This window comes from Streptomyces spinosus, from assembly GCF_020400655.1.
In the GTDB taxonomy this organism is placed as follows: Bacteria; Actinomycetota; Actinomycetes; order Streptomycetales; family Streptomycetaceae; genus Streptomyces; species Streptomyces argyrophylli.
This window is the reverse complement of sequence record NZ_JAINRC010000049.1, coordinates 1-3,638: the sequence shown is the minus strand read 5'-3', so window position 1 is coordinate 3,638 and position 3,638 is coordinate 1. Positions and strand designations below refer to the sequence as shown.

At 74.9% G+C, this 3,638-nt stretch carries 1 protein-coding gene; it reads right to left on the bottom strand.

Translation table 11 applies throughout. The annotated features are described in order from the left end of the window. Window positions 1-196 precede the first annotated feature (196 nt). A partial coding sequence (locus LG395_RS40810) for an Rne/Rng family ribonuclease (RefSeq protein ID WP_225814632.1) occupies window positions 197-3,638 on the bottom strand: 3,442 nt, incomplete at its 5' end.

The following is a 3,638-nucleotide window of genomic DNA, read 5'->3' as shown; positions in this document are numbered from 1 at the left end:
AACGAGGCCTATCATCGCGGTTTCTCTCCTTTGTTTCAGCTGTGCCGAGGCACCTTACGTCCTGACTCGGCTCCGGCGTCCCCGGGGCCTGTCCGACGGTTCGCGTCGGACAGGCCCCGGGAGAACCCGCGCCAAGGCCCCGACAAGAGGTGTGGTCCCGCCCGCAGGGGCAGGACCACATCCGGTGGGACGGGACTCAGTCCTCGTCCGCGGCGGTGGAGACCGTGGTGGTCTTCTTCGCCGTCGACTTCGCGGCGGCCGTCTTGGCGGTCTTCGCCGCCTTCTTGGCCGTCGTCTTCTTGGCCGCGGTCTTCTTGGCCGCGGTCTTCTTGGCGGCCGTCTTCTTCGCCGTGGCCTTCTTGGCCGCCGTCTTACGGGCGGTCTTCTTGGCCGGCGCGGCCTCCTCGGCAGCCGTCTCCCCGCTCACCGGAGCCTCGGCGGCCGGGGCCCCGGCCGCCGGAGTCTCGGCCGCGGTGGCCTCCTCCGACGTGGCCGACGGGACGACCACGACAGCCGCCTCCTCGGGCGCGGTCGGAGCGGTGGCCTTGCGCACCGCGCGGCGGCGCGGGCGGGCCGGGGCGGCGGCGCTCACGGCCTCCGCCGGCTGCCCCTCAGGGGCCTCGGCCGGGGTCACGGCGTCCGCAGCGGGCTGCTCCGCCGGTGCCTCGGCCACGGGCGCCGTCTCCGGCACCGTCACGACGGCCGCCTCGGCGCCCTCCGGCGAGCCGGCCGGAGCCGACACCTTCCGGGTCGCCCGACGGCGCGTACGGCCCTTCGGCGCGGCCTCCTCGGCGGCCGGGGCCTCCGCCTGCGACGCCGGGACCACCTGGTCCTCGACGGCCGTCGGCTCGGCCAGCGCCTCGGCGGCCGGCTCCGGCCGCACCGGGCGCGCCGCCGTCTCCTCGGCGGTGACGTCCTGGGCGGTCGGCACCTCGGCCTCCGCGGCCTCCGCGGCGGCCTTGCCGGCCCTGGACGCGCGCTCGGCCCGGGGCGCCTTCTCCGCCTTCGGTGCACCCGCCGGAGCGGACACCCGGCGGGTCGCCCGGCGCCGCGTACGGCCACGGGTGGCCGCCGCCTCCGCCTCGGCGACGCTGCTGTACAGCTCCTCGTCCGGCGCGAACTCGGGCGCGGGCAGGGCCACCGGCTCGGCGGCCTCGGCGGCCACCTCCACAGCGGTCTCCACCTCGGGCTCGACGGCCTCTCCGGTCTCCACGGCCACGGCGGCGGTCTCGTGCACGTGCTCGTGCGCGGGCTCCGGCGCCTCGGTGCCCCGGCCGCGCTTCTTGCGCTTGCCGCCGCCACCGTTCGCGGTCGCCTGGTCCAGGTGGACGATGACACCGCGCCCGTTGCAGTGGACACAGGTCTCGGAGAACGACTCCAGCAGGCCCTGGCCGACCCGCTTGCGGGTCATCTGCACGAGGCCCAGCGAGGTCACCTCCGCGACCTGGTGCTTCGTACGGTCGCGGCCCAGGCACTCCAGCAGGCGGCGCAGCACCAGGTCCCGGTTGGACTCCAGCACCATGTCGATGAAGTCGATCACGATGATGCCGCCGAGGTCGCGCAGCCGCAGCTGGCGCACGATCTCCTCGGCCGCCTCCAGGTTGTTCCTGGTGACCGTCTCCTCCAGGTTGCCGCCCTGGCCGGTGAACTTGCCGGTGTTGACGTCGATGACGACCATCGCCTCGGTCCGGTCGATCACCAGCGAACCGCCGCTGGGCAGCCAGACCTTGCGGTCCAGCGCCTTGGCGAGCTGCTCGTCGATCCGGTAGGTGGCGAAGACGTCGACCTCGGAGGTCCACCTCGACAGCCGGCCGGCCAGGTCCGGGGCGACGTGCGAGACGTACCCGTGGATCGTCTGCCAGGCCTCGTCACCGCTGACGATGACCTTGGAGAAGTCCTCGTTGAAGATGTCGCGCACGACCCGGACCGTCATGTCCGGCTCGCCGTACAGCAGCGTCGGAGCGCTGCCGCCGTTCTTGGCCTTCTTCTGGATCTCCTCCCACTGCGCCTGGAGCCGCTCGACGTCGCGGCGCAGTTCGTCCTCGCTCGCGCCCTCGGCGGCGGTGCGCACGATGACGCCCGCGTCCTCGGGGACGATCTTCTTGAGGATGGTCTTCAGCCGGGCCCGCTCGGTGTCGGGCAGCTTGCGGCTGATGCCGGTCATCGAGCCCTCGGGCACGTACACGAGGTAGCGCCCGGGGAGGGAGACCTGGCTGGTGAGCCGCGCGCCCTTGTGCCCGATCGGGTCCTTCGTGACCTGTACGAGGACGGACTGGCCGGACTTGAGCGCCGACTCGATCCGGCGCGGCCCGCCCGCCATGCCGAGCGCCTCGAAGTTGACCTCACCGGCGTACAGGACCGCGTTGCGGCCCTTGCCGATGTCGATGAAGGCGGCCTCCATCGACGGCAGCACGTTCTGGACCTTGCCCAGGTAGACGTTGCCGACGTACGAGGTCGACTGCTCCTTGTTGACGTAGTGCTCGACGAGCACGCCGTCCTCCAGGACGCCGATCTGCGTGCGCTCGCCGTGCTGACGGACGACCATCACGCGCTCGACGGCCTCGCGGCGGGCCAGGAACTCGGCCTCGGTGATGATCGGGACGCGGCGGCGTCCCTGCTCACGGCCTTCCCGGCGGCGCTGCTTCTTGGCCTCCAGACGGGTCGAGCCCTTGATGGACTGCACCTCGTCGGACGGCTCGCTGGGCTTGCGCGGCTCGCGGACCTTGACGACGGTGCGCTCCGGGTCGTCCTCGGACGGCTCGGTGTCCGCGGAGGTGTCACCCGCCCGACGGCGACGGCGACGGCGACGGCGGCTGCTGGAGCTGGATCCGCCCGACTCCTCGCCGCGCGCCTCGTCGGCGTCCTCTTCCTCCTGCTCGGCGGTGTCCTCGGCGTCCTGCGCGGCCTGCTCGGCGGCCAGTTCCTCGGCGTCGGCGTCCACGCCCTCGCCGGACTCGCCGTCGCCCGCGTCACCGCGCCGGCGACGGCGTCCGCCGCGGCGGCGGCGACGGCGCGAGCCGGACTCCTCGAAGCCCTCGGCGCCCTCGGTCTCGTCGCCGTCCTCGCCCTCGCCCTCGGCGAGGTCGTCGGCGGCCTCCGGGGCCTCGTCGGCCTCGTCGCGCTCCTCCTCGGCGGCGGCCTCGGCCGGCCTGCTCTCCTCGGCGGCGGCACCACGGCGGCGCCGGCGACGGCGGCCACCGGTCTCGGCGCGCTCCTCCGCGTACTCCTCGGTCCCCTCGGCCTCGACAGTCTCGACGGCCTCATCGACCTCGGCGGCCTCGGCAGCCGCCTCGGCGGCGGCCCGCTCCGGCGTCTGGAACTGGGGCTCGGTGAACACCGGCGCTCGGAAGACGGCGACGGCGGGGCGGGCGGGCCGGCGCGGGGCCCCGGCGTCCTCCTGCCCGGCGGTCCGCGCGGGCTCGGCGAACCCGGACGCGGCACGGACGACCCGGCGCCGGGCCCGGCGCGGGGCCCCTGCCTCGGCCTCGGCGGCCGGTGCGGGGACGTGCGGCGCCTGGACGGGCTGGGTGGCCGTGGCCGGCTCGGTGGTGTGCGTGGTCGCGGGGACCTCCGGGGTGTGGGTGGCCACGGCGGGCTCCGCCTCGGCGGCTTCGCCGGCGGCGGGCGTGGTGTCGGGC